Here is a 22,513-nt window from a genome sequence, read left to right on the forward strand (position 1 = left end):
CGGGAGCACATAGCAGTCTGGTGACCGATCCGCTCTACTAGATCATGATCGCTCACCACGTCTAAAATTAGTTGTGGGCGTGTAGGGAAGATCGAGCGTGCTGATCAATCCTGGCGCGTGCTGGCAGACTGCTTCAATTGCGTTGATCATTCGCAATGCGGTGCATTGTACTCCGCCGGTGTTGTAGTCCCCATCACTGCCTTCGAGGAAACACTCTATTGTGACACTCGGGCTACCTTTCAGTACGCATCTGTGAACACCTTGCTTGCCCGCTGGCGGCATCGGCCAATGGGGCGCAATGTCTTCGCGGAGCCGGTTAACATGCTCGGTAACTATCACGGGGCGATCATACGCCATGCCCTCTAAGCGGAATCGAACTGCCGCGCAAGTATCCGCCGGCACATGCATCATTGGGGTATCAAAGGCCTCGGTTGTGAAGTAACGCTCGTAGCTCTCCCTGATCTCGTCTAACGGGATACCAACGCGATCTGCCATCATTTGCACCATGCCGCCCCACCCCGAGCGCAGCACACCCTCTAGTGCCATTATTGGTGTGGCAGACTCAGGTTGTCCAAAGCCGAACGCGACGCCAGTGAATTCAGGATCCTCATAGGTCGAGTAATCGACAAGTTCTTGCACCAGCAATTGGTCGACGTTGTCCGCCATCTGTAATCCGGCCAGAGGCAATACGTCGCCGCTAAAGCCCGGGTCAACACCACTAATGAACATAGTCGACTGCCCATCCAGCGCAGCCTTTGCCAGTGGCTCACGCAGGCCAGCCTCTGCAAACGAGGGGTACACCAAAAAAATCATTGAGGTAGATAAAAGATTTATCCCGGCACTGAGGATGGCGGACATATCCGAAATCGCCTCGTCCGGACGATTTTCTCCGTTCGCGTTATAAAGAACACAGTCAGGCCTGAGATCTAGCAATGCTTTCGCGTCGTTGGTTGCGGTAATGCCCGTTGTTATTGAAAGGCCAGCGATTTCACCCGCATCTTTACCGACTTTGTTTGGGCTGTGAGCGTGAAGACCAACAAGGTCGTAGTCGGGATGCTCGATCAGGTGCCTTAGGCTGTGATAACCCACATTACCGGTACCCCACTGCACAACGCGAAAACTCATAATATTAGCTCCGATGGTAATAAATAGCGTGCGCTCATACCGAGCATCAGCGTTTAGTCGATTGTGAGCCCGTACTGTCCCAAGAACCTTAATGAAAAACAAGGAAAACGGTTGCGGAAGCTCCACAAATATAAGAAATAGTAAGACCGATTTGAAAGCGTCAGAAATCCTAAGCCCTTTTCTTGACCGAACCTCTGAACTGGGACCGAGCTGCGATTCTGCATAATCGACTGGTGTTACGATGGCGGTAATAATTCGCTCGTCACAGATCTGTGGCTAATTATGCTGCTGTTCTAAATCTGATCAATCTTTGCCGGTATCTGGCCGGGTGCGACGGTGGCGCAGACTAATAAAATAGAGTGCGCTCATAATGCCGGGGGGTTCCGCAGAGAGTCCCATTAGCACTGTAGGATGCTGAGTAAGTCATCGGCTCAATGTCGCAGAAAACGTCAGCTTGGCCCACCTGAAACGGACCGTCAAAGTGGGGGCACCGGCAGGTGTATTCGCCTTCCTCTTCTTAAATCGCAGGTCTTACAGAGTTTCGAGACGGTGTGTTATTCTGAAAATCTAAAAGCATTTGAACTCCGCGGTATCAGGGCGAATTTTTGAAATCATCAACCGGACAGTATTTTGTCGGATTAGACCATGTACGCGCACTAGCGGTATTTATGGTATTCGCGTGGCACTTTATTCACATACACAGTGGCCACCTCGCAGACCCCCCGCTGTTCCCGCTTTCTATCTTGACGGAGGGGCATACGGGTGTCGCACTCTTTATGACTCTCAGTGGATACCTGTTTGCAAAGTTACTGAATGGTAAAAATATCAACTATCCATCATTTATATGGAACAGGATTCTTCGACTGGCGCCTTTACTGATCCTGGTTATTTTATTGGTGGCGCTGAAATTTTATCTTCAAGGCGGAGATACCGTAGCCTACTTCAAGTTTATCCGGGAGGGGCTAATCAAACCGGTTTTACCAAATGGCGGCTGGTCTATTACCGTGGAGTTACACTTCTATCTGATTCTTCCTCTACTGTTATTCATATCACGAAAATCACGATACCTGCCGCTTGTATTTATCGCCGGCATGATCGGTTTTCGTCTTTATCTTTATCACGTAAACGGCACCGTTCAGTTTTATAGCTATTACACAATCATCGGCCGCATTGATCAGTTTGTATTCGGCATACTTGCATATCAATACAGAGACTATATAAGGGGGCGACATTATTTGGCCCTATTTACGCTACTGCTCTTCGCAATTTTTTACACCTACGTGGACACGCTGGGTGGGTTTTATAGCCATTACCCATTCCGTTCGAGGTCTGCTGTCTGGGCCGTAGTGGGCACCGTCGAAGGGTTCTCCTATGCCCTGCTGATAGCTTGGTACGACAATTCTTTTCGCCACTCTTCGGGAAGACTATCACGCTTTATCGCGCTTATCGGCACCTACTCATATTCCATATACTTACTACATATTTTTTACGTCTTTGACCTCCCGAAATTTGTCGATGCAAAAATGTTCGACTTGTCTAACATATACGTTGCCTTGATCGTTTCACCTTTTTTTATGTTGTTAATGATGCCAGTCGCGTGGGCCAGCTACCACTATGTCGAGCTGCCGTTTTTGCGCTTTCGCACAAAGTACATAAAAGACGAGAAGACTTAGAAAAACTCTGAGACTTCCCTCATTTTTTATTCTCAGTCCTATGCTTCGACCGTCATAGTTGGCGGCGTCTTCCTAGAGTAATCAGGCCGAGCAATTTAGCGAGCCCACGAGGGTAAAAGAGAGCTGGAGACGTAAGTAAACATCGATGTCGGAGGCTTATCGACTTGTGGATGCGCATCTCGCCGTCTGTAACGTGTTCAATTTTGGCCAACACTTGGTGACTGCCTGATGCTATCGGAACGTGAGATTAAGTGCGTACAATGAGCAGGGCAGGGCGGCAAATCAATGATGTTCAGATAAAACAATATTTAGGCCACGAGCCTGGCGTATTTCTCCCCATTGTAGACATTGCATGCGGATGAAAACGGCGGAACCTCCAATAGCTGAAGAAGCAGGGCTGTATCTATGCGGTTACTATTATCGGTTGTACTCTCACTCAGTCTCCATGTTCATGCCATGAAGTCGGCGGAACAAACGTCAACATCGGTGTTTTCGGTTGCCAGTGATCTTACACTCACTGACGCCTATACAATCGACGCACCGGTTCACCTTGTTCATGATATCGAGCCGGTTGTGACGGGAGACTATATTCGCGTAGTCGTTGAGATTCCGACAGGTTCTGTACAGAAATGGGAGGTGGATAAAATTGAAGGAAATCTGAAATGGGAACTAAGAGATGGTTATCCACGAGTTATAAATTATCTTGGTTATCCCGGAAACTATGGAATGATACCGGGCACACTACAGGGAAAAAAAGCAGGCGGAGATGGCGATCCGCTGGATGTCTTGATTGTTGGGCAGGCCGTCCCGAGAGGCAGCATCGTCACGGCGCGAATTATCGGCATGTTAAACATGACCGATAAAGGTATGCAAGACGATAAATTGATCGCCGTTTTAAAAGACAGTGCATTCGAGGAGATCTACACGATCAAACAGCTGGATAAAAAATTTCCAGACGCCAGCAGAATCATTAAGCTCTGGTTTGCTAATTATAAAGGCCAGAAAAAAATAGTCATAAAAGGCTACTCCGGCAGAAAGAGCGCGCGCGAGGCCCTGTCTAGGGGAATAAGTGATTATATTGCAAATTCAAAAAAAGCAAGCTGAACATTAGTGACTGAAAAGTCAACTAGTTGTGCCCGCTGTAGCGTGTGAGATTAACGCGATGTTTGGGAACTAGCGCGGTAAGTCGTGTGATGAAATTCTCCGGGTTGAACGCTACCGGAGTCAGTCCGTCCGGGAGGACGCCATGAAAACGTCTTTTTTCTCTCGTAAATTCTGCAGTAAAGTATGACGTGGAGACCTACATGCAACGCAAAACCGTAGATTATGATTTCGGGCTAAAGGGCACGAACCGACTGCATCTTTTCTTGGCGGGAGTGTAAGTACGATATACTTGCGACAGCCCGACGTAATGTCTGTCACAGGGCGATCACCCGCAAGCAGAGCAGGAACCAGACATGATTGAATCGTTATTCTCCATGCAGGACAAAATTTGTGTTGTTACCGGCGGCAGTCGCGGACTTGGGGCATATATGACGCAAGGCTTTCTTGAGGCAGGAGCGAAGCGTGTTTACATCACAGCTCGAAAAGCCGAGGCCTGCGTCAGCGCCGCAGAAGAACTCAGTCAGTACGGTGAGTGCATTGCCGTCCCGGGCGACATGGCAACAACTGATGGCCTGCAAACGTTTGTCTCCGAATTAATATCGCGCGAGCAGCATATTGATGTACTGGTAAACAATGCAGGCGCCGGTTGGGGTGCGCCTTTTGGGGAGTTCCCAGAGAAGGGCTGGGACAAGGTGATGGACATCAATGTCAAAAGCCCGTTTTTCTTGGTGCAAGCGCTGACCCCATTGCTCAGGAGTAATGCCAGCGCTGAAAACACCGCCAGCATTATTAATATTGGTTCCATTGCCGGCATTATCGGGAATGGCCTCGACAACTTCAGTTACGCAGCTTCTAAGACTGCTATCCATCAACTTACCCGCATACTCTCCACTGAACTTGCCAAAGATCATATTCGTGTAAACGCCATCGCACCCGGTCGTTTTTATTCAAAAATGACGGAGTTTTTAAGCAGTGATCAAAAAGCGTTCGAAGATGAACTTAAAACGATACCCATGCGTCGCTGGGGAGAAGCGTCTGACATCGCGGGTGTCGCTATTATGCTAGCTTCGCAGGCAGGCGCCTTTATAACGGGCCAGGTCATTCCGGTGGATGGCGGGACTTCGGTTATAAACTAACTCGCCTGTGTGAGCGCATACTAGGGCGTGATTCCCGTGGTAGGAGCTGATGGTAGGGTTAGTGCCTGCTCGAAAAATGCATTAAAAGCGCCTGGCTAACGCGACCGAGATACGCGAGCTCACGGAAACGGCGGAAGACCAAATTAAAGCTATTGTAGTGCGGCGCCGCATGGGATAACGCCGAAGCGCGTCGGCTTGGTGCCGTTCTTCGTCTGAACAAAATGACCGTAGCAGGGCAGTTACGCCGCCCCATTGGCCAGAGGCGTCAAGCTGCGAGATTTGGCTGCGGTAGTGCAATATGACAAAACGTTCGACTGCGTCGATCGTGGTAAAAACAGCTGCGGGCCCAATTAGCGCAGGCAGTGCCCCCAGCATAAATCCCGCGATGCGCCAGACAGGCAGCAACAAGCTGCGCTGGCTTGGCTTAAGCCATGCGTCAAACGTCGCCATGTGCTCTTCTTCCTGATGTAAATGCTCCGCGGCGAAGTTGCGCAACTGATGGTCTCTACTCACCGTGAGTATACCCCGATAAATAAAAACAGCGCCAAGCTCGCCAGCGTGGTTTGACCGCAGCTCGGCCTGCAACCATTCAGGCAATTGTGCAACGGGTGGCAGCGGCATCACTGGCGCTGCGCTATTCATCGCGTCTTGCCGACATCATGTAGTTGACTGTCTCGAGTGATGACAGTGCGACTGAGCGCTGCAGCGGATTTACCATAACCCCTGTGGATTCACTAATGGAAAACCCGTTGTCGCCCAGTAGTGCGGTCAGCTCGGCGGGCCGGACAAATTTGCGCCACTGATGCGTACCACGGGGCAGCCATCCTAAAATATATTCTGCGGCAACGATCGCAACCAGATAAGACAGCAGGTTTCGGTTGATAGTAGCGACGAACTGAATTCCGCCGGGGCGACACAGTTCACAGCAGCGTCGAAAAAAATCAGGGAGCTTGTTAACGTGCTCGATGACTTCCATATTCAGTACGACATCAAATTCGGGAAGATTTAACGTGGTGATATCGCCTACCTGATAATCAATACTCAGACCCTGCATCTGTGCATGCTCCCGAGCAATTGCGATGTTGCGTGACGATGCATCAACCGCTGATACAGATGCCCCGGCGAGCGCCATCGACTCTGACAGAAGTCCTGCACCGCAGCCCACGTCCAATATACGCAGTCCACTTAAATTACCCACTGGTAGGGCGCTGTCTGGACTGAGCGCTGACAGCTGATGTTGAATAAATGGCACACGTGTGGCATTCAGGCGGTGTAGTGGCCACATCGGTCCTGTTGGGTCCCACCACTGCTCCGCAAGCGCGTCGAAGCGTGCGATCTCAGCCGTATCAATAGTCGTCATCAAACTGCAACTCAGATTAGTATTGCTGTAGTTACGCTCGTTGAGCGTGAGAAGATGACTGGACGATGAGTTTTTTTCATCGGGCTTGCCATTCTGTACGGTGCCTTTGGCGAGGCACTGACAAGTTAACCGTTGCGATTTGACAGTATCAGCGCGTGAATACACTTAAACGCCATCGATTTTTACTCGATATCATTTTTCACACCGCCCGGCTTTACTGCAGATTCAATTGCAGCCATCGCGACATAGAAACTATTTTGGAAGGAGAGAGTGCTGCTGCATCAAAAAAAGCGACCCGTCTTGGGTGCATAACGTTTGGCGCTTGATACGCAGGAGAGGGCTGAAGCGAAAGCATCATGAACTTGGTGCCGCCTTTTACATTGGTCGAACCTCCCGTGTTGCGGGCCATTTAAATCGATGGCTGCCGGCATTCCCTATGGCGGACTGTGGATCAGCACGTTGGAAAAGTGGGCAGCAGGATAGTGTGATTGAGGAGTGCCGGTGGCATTCATCTGCTCTGGTTAATTTGCATAAACTGTTGCCTTAGGGCGCGCTTTTGAGCCAATTTATTCAGCGTATAGCATCCCAAAGCTACCTTGTTTTTTGTCGAGAATAAGTTGGCCTTTCAGTATCTTCCGCGGTTCTACTTACTCTCGACAGCAGTTTTTAATCCCGATACCCCTATTTCGGTTTGTGCGCCTCTCCAATGGCAGGCGCATGCACAGGGCTTGCCACACCGTAAATGACAGTGATACCTGTACCGCCGCCCCAAGTGGTGCTCTCTCGCGCTGGATTCACGTCGTTGACCACCGCGTCGACATCGTTCCAGTTATTTGCAGCCCAAGCGTTGCCGGCTTGATCGACTACAACATCCGTGATCATTTGAATACTGCCACTCTGGAATACATGGATGACGTCTCCAGTTTTGGTACCCTCCGGGTGGCCTTGTGTATCGTCGCCGGCCATCAAGCCGACACCACGGCCCCAAAAGTTGCCGAACCAGACGTCGTCGTTTCCGTCGATTGATACGCCCCAGGGGATAAACACACCCTTATCACCCGTAAACCCTTTTGGTGCTGGCTGCGATCCGTCAGCGCGAATCATGTTAAGAACGCCGGTCGGTTTCTCCGCGGAAATGGTTCCCTTCGCCATTATTGGCAGCATCTGCTCAGTCATCAGTTGAAATTGCTTCATAATCGGCGTCCCAGCCGGCAATGTTGGCGCCGGGAATCCAGGAGACATATTACTGGCCACCCACAGGTTTCCTTTCGAATCGAGAGCCACTCCACGGGCACTCGTGCCCACCTCAAACGCCTCACTTTTAGAGGGGTCGCTGGCAGGAAACCGGGTTACTGTGTTCGATTGTGAGCTACTAACCCAGACGCGATTTTGTCTATCAATGGCAATGCCGAAGGGAGATTTCAATCCTTTTACATCCACTACGCTGCCGTCTTTGGGCTCGCCACCGGGAAAATAGAGCAGCTGATTCTTGGTAGCGTCAGCAATCCAGACGTCGCCATTGCCTGCAACACCAACGCCCATCAGGTTTCCGACTTTTCCCGCCATGGGAAAGTCTGATTCTTGACCGATCTGGCGCCCTTCCAGATCCATCACGCCAATCGAACCGTTGAAGCTCGAAACCCAGACTCGGTCGTTAGCCATGCCCGTACCCCATCCGATGCCATCCACTCCCATTCCTGTAAAGCCAGTGATTGGTGGCGAAAGAGCGGTGCCTTTAGGGGACAATTTTATCGTGCCACCTCCAATATTGTGATAAACGCCTGATTGCGATCCGGGCATCCAGTTCACGCCGCTCCAAATATTTCCTTCGTCATCGATCTGTAGCTTTCCTGGCGCAAAAATTCCGCCGCCCGCGAAAGACAGGATCATTGCAAAATCTTTCGGTGCATAAGCAAGATACGGTGCATAAGGAGCTTCTCGTCTGGAACCGTCCTTGGGCTGTGGATAGGCTTCTTCAAAAAGTTTAAACAATTCTTCAGGGTTAGCCCATGGCGCTTTTGCTATTCCTGACAGCGCTTCCAGCGTATCTATCGGAGCCGGATTCGTTCCCGTCGCAGTTGCATTAAGGAATGCCGCGCGCCAGGGGTCTTCCGCGATAGTGCCGAAAGCAACAATCATCGACCCCAAAGTGTTTAGCCGAGCCAGCGTGGTATTTTGAGTACTATTTAGAGAATTCAGCAATACATTGCCCCACGTGCCTGTAATGGGGTCTACAAGGTTCGAGGCGTTACCGGCCGCAATTCGAACACCCAGTGGATTGCCGCTGATTCTCGCGCCATTTATAAACCGGGCACTGGTGAACACCGAGGCCACGGTGGTCAGCTCGTTGATAACGACTGAATTCAGTGGTGTTTCGCCAATCACTGACATAAGAGCGGTACCCTCACGGACGCCGCCAGCGGTTGAAATGTAATAAATATTGCCGGCCCTGTCGGGGTCAAGATTCTTCAACTCAAAAAATCCCTCTGCATCACTGGAGGTCTCTCTGATCACTCTTGGAGACTCTGTTCCCGCTGTTTTCCAAAGCGTCACTTTGGCGCCTGGCACTGCCTCGCCACCAAGCGTCAATGCCCCCTTCATATCGAGAGCTACAGCAGGCAAACTCGTAGTTAATATCCCCAGTAACACTGCAGCAATTCCACCGCTGATAGACGCGCGCTTTAGCACCGAGCAGAGATAGACAGGACTCGGAGGGTATTGGGTACGAGAATGAAGAGGCTTCATAAATTAGATATCCGTTGAGAAGAGACGAAGCGTCCACGTTGACAATGTCGAAAAAGTTCGACCACGTGAGCACGCCAATATAAGCTCATTGGTTTGCAAAGTATAGCCGGAAGGCTCTGCGGCAGACCGCAGACCTTTATTTCCCGTCACCTTGACGTGGATAGGGTATTTTCTGCTACACAGCGCGCAAGGTAGCTGATTCGCTGCTATGGTGTCACATGGCTGGCTTGTGCGAGTGCGACAATTGACTGCTGTGTTTATAGGGTTGGTGAATCGGGTCAAGAAACGCTTCCTCATTCCTGATACCAGATAAACGATGGAACATCAGGCCAAAAAGTCGCTGGGCGGTTCTATTTCCCCGGATTTCTTTCGGCTTTCTTAGAGTACTTGGAGATATCAGTGAAAATCGCACACCCATCGCTACTCAAAAAATTTGGTCCATTTCTTTTTGCCATGCTCAGCGGAGTATTGGCAAGCTGCACAATCGTTGGGCCCGCTACTGTGCAGAGTGGCAGGCTCGCTTACAACGAGTCGATTGTCGAGACAAATAACCAACAGATGTTGCTTTTGGTTTTACGAGACCGCTATGGAGAACGCGGTAACCTGTTAGCGCTAAACAGTGTCACGGCAAACGTCAGTGTCACTACCCAGGTCAGTACCCAGCTCGGGTTCGGTGGTTCGAGCGATTATGCGGGCAACCTGGTGCCCTTTGGCGCGGGGGCGATTTATGAGGAAAATCCAACGATTTCCTACGCGCCGGTGGGTGGTGAAAAATATGCGAATCGATTGATGTCGCCGTTGCCGTTACGGGAGCTAATGTTGTTTGCGTCAAATCTGACTGACCCTGCGAGCATTTATATCACCTTCATCTCGAGAATTAATGATATTCAAAACCCAGGTTTTCTTCATAATTCCAATTCAGCCGATCCGCGCTTCAGTAAGTTAGTTGAGAATTTTGCTAATCTTCATAAAGCTCAGCGATTGCACTGGACAAAAAATTCGCAGAGCGGTAGCGACTATTCAATTGTGATTGATCACTATTGGCCGGATTATACGAACGACGTTAGTGACATATTAAAATTGCTTAATCTAACAGCACCCCAAAATTTTCCATCGCGCATCGAAGTACCTATTGCACTCGGTCCAGACAACTCTCTTGAAGGAGGTGTAAGTATTTCCACCCGATCTATTTACAACCTGCTCGAAATTTTGTCGGCAGCTATAGATGTTCCGAAACAGGATCAAGTAAGTGGTGCAGCTTTGAGCTATCCGCCAGCAGGATTGGTCGGCGAAAAACTTCGTGTGCGGCGAGCCAGTGTTGTTCCTGAGAATGTAGCTACAGCAGTTGAGTATCGAGATGCCTGGTATTACATTGACGATACCAATCAAGCCACCAAGCTATTTTTCCGGTTAGTGACAACATTGATGTCAGTTAGTATCGCTGACAGCACATCCAGTGGAGCAACTCCTCTTCTCACGGTGCCGGTAAGTAATTAGGAAATATTGAAAAGTAACTTGTCAGTATCGTTTTACAGCAAGTAGGAGAAATCTAAGAAGTTCTCCTGGCCCACGCCAGCAACGTCGCGCTCAAAAATGCACGTTTCCGGTGAGCCCCTGGATTTTTGTGTCGATCAAAACAGCGACGAACTGATCGATGGCCTCATTCATGGCGACGAACTTGACCGTGCTGATGTCGCTATTCCGCACAAAGTGGTTGAGGATTTAAAAGCAAAAACAGACAATATGCTGCTGATCGGCGGTGCAGGTCGCTGTTATAAGAGTCGTCGCCATGGCGGCTTCGTTTATGGCGAAACGCGGAGTCACAAGGCTCTTTGATAAATTGGAGGATTGCAGTGATCATCAAAAAGGTTTTTGTCTTGCTCGGTATCGCGGCGTTGTTGTCGTTTCCATCTTTATTAGCCAATGCACAGGAGCTGAAATCACCCGAAGCGATTGCCGCTCTGATGGAGACCGTAGAAACCCGCATCGTAGAGCTTGATCTAATTAACAGACAGATCGAAACTGCACCTGCAGTGGACCAAGATGCGCTGCTTTACCGTAGAAGCGAGCGTAGTTTCGAATTACTGTCTTTAATTGATCAGCTTGCTCAGTCGGTTATACAAATGCCGGAAGATGATGCGCTCAGGCAGAAAATCAGCGAGCGATTGCGAACAGAATTTCTAAGCGCAGGCGACAAACTTTTTGTACGACTGAATGAACTCGATGACCGCATCAAAAACGAGTCGGCGGTGTTGGATTCCTATAGTGGCAGCAAGCGCATTTCCGCTGAGTCCTTCGTTAATATGCTCCAGAGTATGCGACTGAAGTATTTTAGCGCAGCGGTAAATCTTGTGTTGAGTCGTGAGGCGCTGGGAATTCCTGCGGCGACTGTGCGCTCAGGACTCTTCAACGAAATGGCCTCTTACGGAGAGGCTTTGATAGGCCGGGTTGAGTTCACTGGTGCTGCAATAAAAGAAATAGCCAAGCGGCTTAAGCTGGACCCTTCGAACGCTGACCTGCAGTCCGGATTGACAGAAATGCAGCTTCAGCATGACCTGCAGGCTGAGCGATTGCGTGAGCTGGTGGTGTCTATGGAAAGGCTGGGAGCAGACACACGAAACTATCGATCTGTTTTGCTCAAGAACAGCAGCGGCGTTTCCGTAGGGATATTTGATAGTGAGGTTGTGGTGCAGATATTACGGGACGGCTGGCGTAAAACCCGAGAAGCAGTTGTGCAAAACTCGCCGGACATCGCTTTGAAGTTGCTGGTTTTTCTCATCGTGCTGCTTGTTTTCAGAGCGCTGAGTCGACTTATCCGTAAAGCTGTGAGCGCCGCACTTGAGCGTTCTTCGGCAGATCTTTCGAATTTGCTCAAGGATATTCTGATTTCCGCCTCAGGTGGCACGGTAATGATAGTCGGTGTTCTTATGGCATTGTCCCAGATCGGTATTTCGTTGGCACCCATGTTGGCTGGTCTGGGCGTAGCTGGATTCATAGTGGGTTTCGCCTTGCAGGATACCTTGGGTAACTTTGCGGCAGGGGCGATGATTTTGGTTTACCGGCCCTATGACGTTGATGATTTTGTCGAAGTGACCGGGGCGTCCGGATTAGTCAAAAAAATGACACTGGTTTCCACAACGATCACCACCTTCGATAATCAGACATTAGTGGTGCCCAACAGTAAAATTTGGGGTGACGTAATAAAAAATGTCACCGCACAAAAGCTGCGACGAGTAGACTTGGAGTTTGGTATTAGTTATAGCGACGATATCCTTAACGCCGAGCGGGTTTTGAGCGACATTGTCACCGAGCACGAGATGGTTCTCTCCACGCCGGAGCCTAACATCAGGCTTCATACCCTGGGCGATTCATCAGTCAATTTCATCGTTCGCCCCTGGGTTAAAACAGAGGATTATTGGTCGGTTTACTGGGATTTAACCCGAGAAGTCAAGGTGCGCTTTGATCGCGAGGGCATCTCGATTCCGTTCCCACAAAGAGATGTTCACCTGTATAACGAGGCTAGTGCTACCAGCGAATCTCAGTCTTAATCTCATGGTCAAACTGGTCCCTTGACTCTGTATCGTGTTGGTAAGCGGTGGACCGCCGGAAAAGCTTTGCTACGATTTCCCGGCGCACGCGCAGCTCAGTATCGCCTTGGACATAACTGTTGTTGCCGATACTGCGATGCAAACTGGCATCACATTGAACGTGTAATCGCGATGTATTGAAGCGTATAGTCAACAAGTGAACAACACTATTCAATGAGAGGAGGCACGAGCAATTGCTATAAGGAGCCTGTCCTGAGTCACTCCTTGACCTCCAGATAATCGAATTCAATAATACGGACCCCGCGTCGCACGGTTGCAATCCCCACAGCCTTTCTTTTAAAGCCGGAAAAATACCAATGCCAAAAAGCGGGTGACTGTGCGAGCGCTAATTTTTGGCTCGGTCAATGGTGCAGCTCGGAATAGCTTGGCTGATGACAACCTGAGTCAGTATCAGGCGCTTTCAAAGCCATCGAGCGAAGCCCACTGGTCCACCGGCAACAGCTCAATGTATGCGAATTTTCATTAATGAATTCGTCAGGTTTAATCTGGCGACGCTAATTCGTCAATAACACTGACAGACTCAACGTGGTGGCGTAACATGACAGGCGTTGCCCGGCAGGCCGCGAATACCATGCATACCCAAATCGATGCTGAATATCGCTCCTGCATCCGGCTCCTGTGTTAATCGTTCCTCATCGAGAAGCCTGCTGGTCGTTACAAAAAGTTGATCCAGATTTTCACCACCAAAAGCGCAGCTGGTGATGAAGCTGACAGGCAGATTAATGGTATGTAAGCGCTCAGCGCGTGGTGACAGGCAAATTATGCTGCCGCCTTGAGCGCATGCAACCCACAAATTGTTGTCGCAATCGACCGTCATTCCATCCGGCGCTCCCGTGCCGACACTGAATTTATAGAAAATTCTTTTATTCGTTATCGTTGCGTTAGCCAGATCATAATCGAAGGCGTATATGACACCTTCTGCAGTATCATTATGGTAAAGGGTTTTATCGTCAGTCGACCAAGCTGGACCATTTGTGATGCTGTAGTTTTCATCTTTACACGAAACGATGCGATCGTTATTCATTAGATATAGTGATCCTTTGCCTTTCGCAGAGTCACAATCCATTGTTCCAGCCCATAAACGACCATGAGCGTCACACTTGCCATCGTTAAATCGATTGTTCGATAAATCGCGTTCCGGGTTAGTGAGCACAGCAAGCGCCCGTGTAGCGGTGTCATAAAGTGCAAGCCCTGACTGCAAACCAACAACTAAATTGGGGCAATCATCGCTAGAAGTGTCGTGAACAGGAATAGCGAAGCCAATGGGTTCAGAAAATGGATACTGTTTCAGTTTTTTACTGTCCGCGCTATAGCAGTATAAAGTTGGGGTGAGTATGTCGACCCAGTACAGTCGTCGCTGCGGGTGATGCCAGAAAGGACCCTCCCCATGCAAGCATCTAGTATCGAGGACACGGTTAATGTCAAACGCCATATAATCACCTAAATTAACTGAAATCTTTTTGCTGAGCAGGAGTCGCCTGGTGTGTTCGCGTGCGCCCTTGTTCTATGCCATGCAGCATTGATGATAATCCATATTGGAATCAATAACTAAGACGAGTTTTATCCATTCCGGGGCGCGAGATTTTCGTTACAGGATGTAACCTGCACGCCAACAAAACCTGTGATCCCGGATGACTCGCAAAGCTGTTGACAAGTTAAGTTGGGAAAATATATAGACTCAGGCGACAAACGCTTGGAAAAAATTCAATATCTGACCAGATAGTATTTCGGGCTTGCGAAATTGGCTCCTCGTCGGAGGTAACAGCAGACCTGACCATCAAGGGACGTATGTTCTTCGCTTCAAGCACTGAATTTTTCAAAGCCCAGGCGGCGTCTCTTTCTTCGGCATTTGGTACCTCGGCAAGCACACCGCTATCCGGGGGACTTTAAAAAGTGTATCGTTCAACTACGTGCCATCTCTGCGCACACTCTTCAGCGACGTCAGTGAAGGTTTTTTGTCCGCAGCGAGTGTCATCTTTCTTTTTAGTTTTGTTCCAATCGCAACAACCGGTGTAACGATCAATCCGTAAAGTGTGCTGTAGCGTGCATCGGTATCAGGGTTTCCCGTTCCAAAGCGGACGCGTTCGGGATTGCTGGTGGTAACGTATAACGTGCCGAACATCCAGTCCCAGAGTGAAAGATTGGTGCCGTAGTTCATGTTGTGATGTTCAGGCAAATCACTGTGGTGAATTTGATGTTGGGCCGGGCTGTTGATGATGTGTTCGATGCGCGGGCCAAAAGATAACCAGACATGGCTATGGCGAAGGTTTGCCGCGAGGCTGTTAAAGATGATCGTTGTGTAAGTTATGCCGAACAGTGTGTATCGGCTGATTTCTCCTCCAGCGGCATACCAGAATACTCCTGCATACAGCCCTACGACGACTAAGGTCGCTGTTAGTTCGACGATCTTTTCAACGAAATGTATACGCTGCGCGGTGGCAGGAACCAGCACCGGCGCTGAGTGATGAACCTTATGGAACTCCCAGAGCCATTCATTGGTATGGAAAAATCGATGTATCCAGTAGTGTTTAAAACCCCGCACGAGAAACAGCCCCAGTCCGTAGAGTAGAGAAAGAAAAACGTTTTCCCCGAGATGAGGCCGCTCACCCCACAGATTGGTAAAGAAATCGATGTAGTCTCCTGACCCAAACACATAGGGGTCGATCAACGCCACTATCGGTAAAACCACCGCCACATTGAGAATAGCGAATAGGAAATAATAGGAATAGTCGAGCAGAGCGGAACGATGGAAATTGACTCGGTAGCCGCCGAGAAACTCCCAGAAAGAACTTGTCGACGTAAGGTCTCGGCCTCGACGGAAACGGTACAGCGCGTAGGCAACCAGAACGGAAATGAGCAGGAAAGGGATGCCAAAACGCCCATCATGATCAAAGACCCCAATAAACCTCCTAGTGAAGGGGGCGATCGCAAACTCGTTCAGGTGGCCGAGGAGAACATCCATTAGTTTCATTCTTTCATCAGGCGTATGAACTCATAAATCCACTGCCTTGCAGTCTTGCGATCTCAAACACCCCGCACTATTCGATGAGGCACGCATTTTCCTTAACACCGGGCGCTGATCAAGTATAAGCAATATCGGTGAGGGTTTGGAGAAAATGCTCTTGCGCTATGCAGAGCTTCCACCCGAAGACAGCGCGCAATCATCATAAATCAATACGCTTTGTGTAGTCTCGTGGCGACCTCTTCAGAGGTGGCGTAAAGAACCGCGAGAACGCGGCCGCATCAGTAAACTCCCACCACTCAATGGTGGCCAGTACAATCGGACCGGAATTCGGGGTACTGCGAGACAGGATCAATGCGGGCGAGATCAAGCAGGCGCTGGTAGCTGATACCGCTCTGTTTCAATCTGTTTTGCCGCTGACGCGTATACCGAACCTACACAGGGTTGGTTGCATGGGCGGGTGGTGCCAGTGAAAGACATTCAGGTGGTGTCCCACGCCGAACTTCTGAACGAGGCTCGAGCGACCGCACGAGAGCCCTGTGTGATGGAGCGAGGAATGCGGACGTTCAAGTCGAGAAGGCAGGCTCCGAGATTCGTCGCTGTTGATGCTGTCGCCAAGCCGCGATTTAACCGTGGCCGGTATCCGGACAGTGCTCAACATGATTGTGACGTGAGGGTGTGCGCGTTTGGCGAGTGGAACAGGGTAGTGCTTGATGCCCGGGAACCGAATTTGATTGGTCGCGTTAATTAACTTGCCAGGACGTCCAGAATGAATGCGTCCGCTGAAGTGAGGATAGGTAGTGCTGGAGGTGCAAGCGCTCGATTAATTCAAGCTCAGGGCTCTGTAACCTGTCAAAACGCAAGTTTCTGTCAATTTTCTTTACAGAACCGGGTCAGGAGTAGCGTCATTATCGGCGATTGCTTGGAGTCACTGGTTTGGCGTGAATCTTGCAGGTAATTACTGTGGGCATTCTTATCCTGGTGGCGAGCGCGATCTCGCACGTGCCAGAGACGACCTTACCCTGTGCAGTGTAGCGCCAAGACTCGACGGCGAGTCTCGGTGTTTGTGGTGAGATGTGTGGCCGGGCTCATTAGCGGGAAAAAGCCGTGTTTCCCGAGGCCAGACATAAGAGTTGATGCCAGCAATTCTCCGGGAATTGGCGACAGCGGCTCAATCGCCCATCAGCCTGCGATAAACAACGCTGGCACTGGGAGATAGTGGTTTTCGATGATTACTTTGGTGGCGCACAGAACCACGGCGATGGTGTGGGGTGAAACAGCAAGAGTGATGCTTTTGGATAACGAAACTAGAGGGCTCCAAGGTTAGTTATAATGGGAAAAAATAAAGACGTTGCTGTGCTATATATGATTCGGTTAGACAAAAATTCGACGCATCGCGCAGTAGCATTCCTCATGCTACTGATTACAGCATTTGTACTTTGTGCGCCGGTGAATGCGTCCACTATTGTGAACGATACGATCTGGAACGATACGAACGGGAGCTATATCAAAGCCAGCTATGGAGGGCACATTACTTTCATAGATGGCCTGTATTACTGGGTAGGGAATGATCCTGATCAAGCAGCAAATGGTGCGGATATTCATATCTACTCGTCAGAGACGCTGGGCAGTAGCGACTGGACGCACGTCGTAAAAGCCGTCGACGTGCCTGCAGGAACAGAGACAGCCGGTAAGAACTGCACTTTGCTTCGCAACCCAGCTACCGGTAAATACGTTATTGTTGCCAAGAACGGCTTGAAATTCTACGAGAGCTCGAATATCGCAGGCCCTTATTCACTCGCTCGGCATCTTTCTTCCGCCGAAGTTGGAGGTCGGGCCGATTTCAAGATAGGCGGCATGTCGACCTTTCAAGAGGGCGACGATGCCTACGTTATTACATCACGCAGAGATTTGGTCAGTACCGCAACGCCACCGCCTCGCTATATCGGTATTTATAAATTGACGCCGGATTTTCTGGATGTAGAAAGCGAAATACTATGGCTGGGGCCCATCGAAAAACGTGAGGCAATGTGGTTGTTTAAAAAAGAGGGGGTTTACTATATGACGGCCAGTCATGCCGCAGGCTGGAAGCCCTCGCATAGTTACTATCGAACGGCGTCCAGCTTGAGTGGCCCATGGTCCGCCGAAACTCAAATTGAAATGGATCCCGAGGCGATTTTGAATTCGCAGCGCTCGCATGGATCGCAGGCTCGCTGGATAATATCGGTGGGAGACGGCTGGCTATTTGGTGGTGATCGCTACCCTTACAGGCCCTCCGTAGGCACATCAGAATATGAGATGGAAAAAGGCAATATGATCTTTCTCCCGGTGACTTTTGACAGTAGTGGGCACCCCACCGTGGTATGGCAGGGCTCATTCGAAATTGACAACTGTCCGTCAGTACCCAATCCAGACCAATTGAATACCGATAATGCTACTGACGGTGGTGACGCTTGCGATGACGACGACGATAATGATGGTTGGGCCGACGTAGATGACAATTGCCCAGTAGTTGCCAATGCTCAGCAGGAGGATGTTGACGGCGATGGTGTCGGAGACGCGTGCGACAACTGCGTGATCATTGCCAATCCTAATCAGGAGGACGCGGACAATGACGGTGTTGGTGATCTTTGTCCTGTCACTGGTTGCTAGGGTGCCACACTTGATTGACCCTTAATTTAGGTAAAGGTGCAACATCCCATTTGTGATGCGGGCCCGGCAATATGAAACACGCATCTACTGAATCTAAGCTGAACCTGGTTGCGCATTCTGACTAGCTGTGCGCTTACTGAGTGCGAACTAGTGCGGGCTTACTCCCGGCTAATCCCGGTAGGGCATCTAATGCGTAAACAGCACGCGAGCCGCTGCCAGCTTTTGTTAAGCGGAGGCCCGACTACCAAAAATTGCGATGAGATCTTTGCCGCGAATACGCCGTTGGCGACCAGTCGCAGCTCGCCACTTACACGTGAGTCACAGCATGACTGCCAATAAGATTTATGGGCGATTTTGACCGGGAAGATTTTGGTTGCCAGACCACTCATGAAAAACGCGCCCAAATAAGAGATAGAGAAATCCGGGAATCAAGTAAAGCAATGATCTATTAAAGGTCACAAGATTCATGAGTTGAGCGGAGTAACCTGTGAATGTATAGATGAGTGCTAAAAAGACGCTCGCAAGCGCAAGTACTAGGGCCACATTTTTTTGTTGATACGTCTCTCGTAAGCCCCACCCCAGAAAAGCGATCAATATCAGCGGTGTGAGATAAAACAATAGATTCCAATTGAGCATGCCAAGTAACGTAGCTAGAAGCCTTTCTGTAATGTTAGTCAAGACAAATGCTTGATAGCCAAAAGTAGGTATTTTGATACCGTCACTGTCTAATTTAAACTGCCCTACTTGAGGAATATCAAAAGCGACTCCGACGGTAAAGGCCAGCACGAAAAACGTAATAACGAGCCCAACTACTGCTCGCTCTAACCAGCGAGGCGGCCGCAGGATCGACCTTGCCAATCCAAAAAGTACAAAAGCCGAAAAAAAAACCCCCGGCCGTTTAATCGTCACGGCAAAAATACACCAGAAAACGCAGAGCAAAGTCCAGCGTAACTCACCACTACTCTCTCGAGCTGACAGCGCAAAAAGAGACAAGCTAAATGCCGCTGCCATCCAGATATCGGCGTAACCTGCCAGCGCGGTATGAACATTAACATAAGGCATATTCACAAGCGCGTAAAACGCTATGCCTGCCATCAGTGGATCTACGCCATCTGATCTGAGGTGCCCGTAAAGCGCAAACCCCAATGCCAGTGGAGCCAGCAACCATGGCAGCAACACGAGACTGCTCTCCGACGACCCTGTTGCCAGCATCATCCACCAGTAAAGTAATGGCACAGTGTCTGGATAGGTGGAGGCCTGATAATTGCCCAGAGTGTAAACAACATCATCTGTAGTTTGCAGCCACTCGGGCGGGGGAACGTAGGAAGCCATCTCCCCGAGGCGGAACCAAACAACTGCTTTCGGCGCCCAGTTCATCCATGCGTCCCATGCATACATTGGCCGGGTGGTAAGCTCCATAAGTAAGGTAGAATACCGCACCGCTACCAAGGCAATCAGCAGCGATAGCACTATGAGCGCCAGTCTGCCCGGCCTTACACGGGAAGCGACGGTAGGCGCGATAGCAGGCCCGCGACTGAAGTAGAACAGTATCGCCGCCCCGCAAAGAGTAATAGCGATACTAATTGAGATAAAGCTGATGGGCATGTGTAGCGAATCGAAAAGACGTAACAATATTGTTACAAAGAAAATTCCAGCGAAAAAACCATGACCTACTGCGATGGCCCAGTGACAGGTCTTACTACTGTTCAACAGCCTCTTTAGCAACAATGCTCCCAGAAGCCATGGTACGGTGAGTGCTAGCAGCACACTTATGACCGTTATGGCGCCTGCCATTATTGGGTTTTCCTCACGATTGGCGACTGTCGAAGGCAAGCAGAACGGAGTACCAAAAAATAGCCCGCTGCATCGCGCTCGATCGAAAAACAATAACTGTGTTCACCATAGGATGCTCAGAAAAACCACACAATGATTGTAATATATGGTGGTATCTTTTGATATACACTTCGTAGGGATGTGTCCGCCCGAAACCTTGAGATTTTTGTTTGGGGCTCTCAACCATCCATCTGCTATTACCATGGCTATGAAGCGGTAGAATATTACAGTGACCAAACGTTTAAGACTCAAGTCAAACTCACGGTGGTCGCCTATTGCAGTCGTGCTGGGCGTAGTCGTCCTGGCTTTTTTTGCGAGTGCATTAATCTTTCCTTTCGTCTACATGGCTTCTCAAAATCCACGCATAAACATGGTATTTGCTGACAATGAGATAGAATTGAAGGGTAATCAGTTCAGTATACTTGCAGGCAAGGGTGTCTCGGGCGATAACGTTATAGAGTTAGCCGAGTTGGAAGATGGCATGGCGTTGTTGATGAGTCGTACCGACTTCGATGCAAACCGCTATTTATTAATCCATTACCGAATTCAAGATGGCAATACAGCGCCGAGAGCCGAAGTGGTCTGGCATCTGGAGGGAGGAGGGGATAAGCTTCAGCGAGTTCCAATTGACTTGAGTACGTCCGCTTCACACCACATCGATATGTCAGGTCACGAAGGGTGGACTGGGAAAATCGACGGAGTAGGTCTAGCGATTTATGGCACGCTGGGACAGCCCTTGATTCTTGAGCAGGTCACTATTGGCGAAATAACCTACGCGAAGGTTGTGCACAGGGTTCTTACTGACTGGCTGACGTTTAAACCGTGGCAAGGTGCTTCCATCAACAGTCTGCTGTGGCTTTATAAAGATCCGATAATTTCCCCTATTGTACTGGCGGCGTTATGGTCGTCGATCGCAATGCTTTGCTTACTCGTACTCCGAGCTGGTGGCGTACGAAGCGTACCTGCCGCTTACCTGACGTGCGTGCTGATTCCGTGGGTCGCCGTGGATATAGTTTGGCAGGCGCAGCTCACGAGGCAGGTCACGGAAACCTCCAGCAGCTTCGCCGGCCTGACAAACACCGCGAAGCACAAGATTGCTGCGCCTCTCGTATATGATTATGCTCAGCATCTGAAAGAGAAGGTATTACCATCGACGCCAAAGGAAAGAATCTTTCTGGTGCATAATTCAAAAGGACACAACTATTATCGGCTGCGTTTGCAGTATTTCCTCTTGCCGGCCAACATATACAACTTTGGTAGAAATATCCCGGATCCGAATGACGTGAATCCCGGAGACTATATAATACTGCTGCAGGATGTGAGTAATGCTCGCTATATTCCAAGCGAAAGAAAACTGCAACAGGGTACCCGCGTGCTCGGTGCCGTTGAAGTGGATAGGCATCATCTGGGCAAGACCTATCGTATATCTACCTCTCCAAAAGGAGGGGACGCCGACGCAAAAGCGCAATGAGCAGATGGGTGCCGTCCTTGAAAAAAGTTCGTATTCGGAATCAGAAAGACGCGGGTAATAATGGCGTTGATGACCTCTGTCCTGTTATTGGTTGCCGGGGGGGCACACGAGATTAATCCATAATTTAGGCAAACGCGAAGCATCATATTTGACGTGCCGCCCTGGCAACCTGAAATCTTTGGGTCAGCTGATCCAGTTACATCTGCCGAGGTGAAAAAACGCGTTTCATATACCGAGTGACCTGAGCTTATGTAGGTCGAAGTCGCTGATAAATTGCAAAGCTATGGATTTGCTTATCGCGAAACGCTGTCCGGGGTGACCTACATGACCAAGCAGTATGAGAATAATCGGGTCGAGCCATGATATTAGACGGCGCTAACAAGTTAATTTAATGTCATGCACTGGCGACAGACACCACGCTTAAGTTATCGGAATGCGTTATCAGGACTTACTGTTTGTCTTATCTCGCCGATTTGGTCATCCTCGCTCTCCACCTTTTTTGAGCAAAAGTAAGTTAACTTGTCAGTGTCCCGGCACGGGCTGCGTATTTTATCGTGATTTCGGGATAGTGCTGTTTGAAGAGTAGAGCAGGGTACCCTATGATATAAGTCAGGCTCATAGGGTTAACTTGCCAAGATCCTTCATAGAGAGAGCAATTGGCAGAGATTCTAGCAGTCTATGGAAATTTCGGAATGATCGATTGGTCATATTCAGAAATCTCTCCGCTGCGTCACGGGGTCCTTCTTCATGTCTCATACGCGCTAATGCAGGGTGTCGTTCTTATGCGCATAGCTGTGCAGTGGGTGTCGGGCCATGTTCTGGATACGTCGAGTAGCTAGTGGCG

The 22,513-nt window shown here is 49.7% G+C and carries 16 protein-coding genes; 9 read left to right on the forward strand and 7 right to left on the reverse strand.

The genetic code is table 11. The annotated features are described in order from the left end of the window. Positions 1 to 42 precede the first annotated feature (42 nt). A complete protein-coding gene (locus tag EYC82_RS15670; RefSeq protein ID WP_279250485.1) occupies positions 43 to 1,125 on the reverse strand; it encodes an NAD(P)H-dependent amine dehydrogenase family protein in 1,083 nt (360 codons plus the stop codon). 605 nt (positions 1,126 to 1,730) lie between these two features. Between EYC82_RS15670 and EYC82_RS15675 the strand changes: the two genes are divergently transcribed. The 3 genes from EYC82_RS15675 to EYC82_RS15690 all read left to right on the forward strand — a co-directional run bounded on the left by EYC82_RS15675 (position 1,731) and on the right by EYC82_RS15690 (position 5,038). Then, positions 1,731 to 2,798, forward strand: a complete 1,068-nt coding sequence (locus tag EYC82_RS15675) for an acyltransferase family protein (RefSeq protein WP_279250486.1) — start codon at positions 1,731 to 1,733, stop codon at positions 2,796 to 2,798. A gap of 456 nt (positions 2,799 to 3,254) precedes the next feature. Then, positions 3,255 to 3,902 carry an inorganic diphosphatase gene (locus EYC82_RS15680; protein WP_279250487.1) on the forward strand — a complete coding sequence of 216 codons (648 nt, stop codon included), beginning with the start codon at positions 3,255 to 3,257 and terminating at the stop codon, positions 3,900 to 3,902. A gap of 353 nt (positions 3,903 to 4,255) precedes the next feature. Beyond that, entirely contained in the window at positions 4,256 to 5,038 is a 783-nt protein-coding gene (locus tag EYC82_RS15690) for a RhlG family 3-oxoacyl-ACP reductase (protein WP_279250488.1), read from the forward strand. Between the two features lie 81 nt (positions 5,039 to 5,119). On the opposite strand, the gene EYC82_RS15695 is transcribed toward EYC82_RS15690, so the two are convergent. The 3 genes from EYC82_RS15695 to EYC82_RS15705 all read right to left on the reverse strand — a co-directional run bounded on the left by EYC82_RS15695 (position 5,120) and on the right by EYC82_RS15705 (position 9,143). After that, positions 5,120 to 5,680 carry a demethoxyubiquinone hydroxylase family protein gene (locus EYC82_RS15695; protein WP_279250489.1) on the reverse strand — a complete coding sequence of 187 codons (561 nt, stop codon included), beginning with the start codon at positions 5,678 to 5,680 and terminating at the stop codon, positions 5,120 to 5,122. Further along, on the reverse strand, positions 5,673 to 6,563 hold the full coding sequence (gene ubiG, locus EYC82_RS15700) for a bifunctional 2-polyprenyl-6-hydroxyphenol methylase/3-demethylubiquinol 3-O-methyltransferase UbiG (RefSeq protein ID WP_279250490.1): 891 nt from the start codon (positions 6,561 to 6,563) through the stop codon (positions 5,673 to 5,675). The genes EYC82_RS15695 and ubiG overlap by 8 nt, the downstream gene beginning before the upstream one ends. Positions 6,564 to 7,079: 516 nt before the next feature. After that, a complete protein-coding gene (locus EYC82_RS15705) occupies positions 7,080 to 9,143 on the reverse strand; it encodes a Vgb family protein (protein WP_279250491.1) in 2,064 nt (687 codons plus the stop codon). 399 nt (positions 9,144 to 9,542) lie between these two features. Here EYC82_RS15705 and EYC82_RS15710 point away from each other — a divergent pair, with 399 nt between their 5' ends. From EYC82_RS15710 to EYC82_RS15720, 3 genes are all read left to right on the forward strand, one after another. Further along, positions 9,543 to 10,640, forward strand: a complete 1,098-nt coding sequence (locus EYC82_RS15710) for a hypothetical protein (RefSeq protein ID WP_279250492.1) — start codon at positions 9,543 to 9,545, stop codon at positions 10,638 to 10,640. Between the two features lie 96 nt (positions 10,641 to 10,736). Further along, positions 10,737 to 10,979: a hypothetical protein gene (locus EYC82_RS15715; RefSeq protein ID WP_279250493.1), complete on the forward strand. Its 243-nt coding sequence runs from the start codon at positions 10,737 to 10,739 to the stop codon at positions 10,977 to 10,979. 17 nt (positions 10,980 to 10,996) lie between these two features. Next, positions 10,997 to 12,691 carry a mechanosensitive ion channel family protein gene (locus tag EYC82_RS15720; RefSeq protein WP_279250494.1) on the forward strand — a complete coding sequence of 565 codons (1,695 nt, stop codon included), beginning with the start codon at positions 10,997 to 10,999 and terminating at the stop codon, positions 12,689 to 12,691. Between the two features lie 580 nt (positions 12,692 to 13,271). Here the strand turns inward: EYC82_RS15720 and EYC82_RS15725 are convergent. After that, positions 13,272 to 14,183, reverse strand: coding sequence for an SMP-30/gluconolactonase/LRE family protein (locus EYC82_RS15725; protein WP_279250495.1), 912 nt, complete (start codon positions 14,181 to 14,183; stop codon positions 13,272 to 13,274). A 474-nt stretch (positions 14,184 to 14,657) separates the two neighbouring features. Further along, positions 14,658 to 15,722, reverse strand: coding sequence for a sterol desaturase family protein (locus tag EYC82_RS15730; protein WP_279250496.1), 1,065 nt, complete (start codon positions 15,720 to 15,722; stop codon positions 14,658 to 14,660). A 460-nt stretch (positions 15,723 to 16,182) separates the two neighbouring features. Here EYC82_RS15730 and EYC82_RS15735 point away from each other — a divergent pair, with 460 nt between their 5' ends. Then, positions 16,183 to 16,464 carry a hypothetical protein gene (locus EYC82_RS15735; protein WP_279250497.1) on the forward strand — a complete coding sequence of 94 codons (282 nt, stop codon included), beginning with the start codon at positions 16,183 to 16,185 and terminating at the stop codon, positions 16,462 to 16,464. 662 nt (positions 16,465 to 17,126) lie between these two features. Next, the gene (locus tag EYC82_RS15740; protein WP_279250498.1) at positions 17,127 to 18,365 is read left to right on the forward strand and encodes a thrombospondin type 3 repeat-containing protein; all 1,239 of its coding nucleotides are present in this window, start codon (positions 17,127 to 17,129) and stop codon (positions 18,363 to 18,365) included. 342 nt (positions 18,366 to 18,707) lie between these two features. On the opposite strand, the gene EYC82_RS15745 is transcribed toward EYC82_RS15740, so the two are convergent. Further along, positions 18,708 to 20,159 (reverse strand): hypothetical protein, encoded by a 1,452-nt coding sequence (locus EYC82_RS15745; RefSeq protein ID WP_279250499.1) that lies wholly within the window; start codon positions 20,157 to 20,159, stop codon positions 18,708 to 18,710. Between the two features lie 268 nt (positions 20,160 to 20,427). On the opposite strand from EYC82_RS15745, the gene EYC82_RS15750 reads away from it, so the two are divergent. Next, positions 20,428 to 21,669, forward strand: a complete 1,242-nt coding sequence (locus tag EYC82_RS15750; RefSeq protein ID WP_279250500.1) for a hypothetical protein — start codon at positions 20,428 to 20,430, stop codon at positions 21,667 to 21,669. Positions 21,670 to 22,513: the final 844 nt, after the last annotated feature.

Origin of the sequence: Candidatus Marimicrobium litorale (assembly GCF_026262645.1) — a bacterium.
Lineage (GTDB): Bacteria > Pseudomonadota > Gammaproteobacteria > Pseudomonadales > Halieaceae > Marimicrobium > Marimicrobium litorale.